Source organism: Methylobacterium sp. WL18, assembly GCF_008040015.1.
GTDB lineage: Bacteria > Pseudomonadota > Alphaproteobacteria > Rhizobiales > Beijerinckiaceae > Methylobacterium > Methylobacterium mesophilicum.
In genome coordinates, this window is record NZ_VRVD01001106.1 from 1 (window position 1) to 843 (window position 843).

Annotated in this window: 1 pseudogene; it reads left to right on the plus strand. The window is 75.3% G+C overall.

Features of this window, described 5'->3' with window-relative positions:
* Positions 1–843, plus strand: a pseudogene (locus FV228_RS31180) (hypothetical protein); the annotation flags it as partial.

An 843-nucleotide genomic window follows, 5' to 3' on the forward strand; every position in this document is an offset into this window, starting at 1 on the left:
CCCTGGTCGATGCCCGCGGCGAGGCTCTGTCCCGCCGCCTCGCGGAGAGCGCCGAGGTGCTGGTCCGCGCCATCGAGGAGAAGGGCGGGGCGCTCATCGCCAGCGTCGACGGCAGCTGCCGTGCGGTCGGCGACAGCCTGGAAGGGCATGTCGAGCGCCTGCGCGCGGCCATCGACGGGCCGATGCTCGACCTGTCGCGGGCCCTGGCCGACCGTGCCGACGCCATCGAGCGCGTGCTGATCGAGACCGGCGTGCCTCTGGCCGAGACGCTACGGCTGCAGACCGAGGAACTGGCCGCGCAGTCGCGGGCCTCGGCCGAGCTGCTCCGCGCCGCCATCGACGACGGCGCGGGCCGCGCCCTCACCGAACTGTTCGAGACCAACGACCGGCTGGGCCGCGAGCTGGGTGCCGTCCTCCAGCGGATCGAAGGTGCCAACGCGGCGCTGGGCGAGCTGGTGTCCGGTGCAGGCACCAACCTCGGCGCGATCGAGCAGGGGCTGGCGGGCCGGGTCGAGCAGGTCCAGTCGGCGCTGCAGCGCATCGCCTTGGAGACCGGCCGCGCCACCGCCGGTGTTGCGTCCCAGGTCGAGGCCCTGCGCGAGGTCGCCAACACGGCGCTGCGCGAGGCGACCGGCCTCGCCGAGTCCCTCGACGGCCGCGGCCGTGCGCTCGGCGAGCAGACGTCCGTGCACGTTTCAGCGCTCGACCGGGCGGCCTCGTCGCTCGCCGCGATCGAGGAGCGCCTTGGGGCTACCCTGTCGGGCCGCGAGGCCGCGCTCGCGGAGGCGCTGGCCGGGTTCGAGGCACGCGCCAACACCCTGGAGCAGCAGGGCGGCGCCCTGG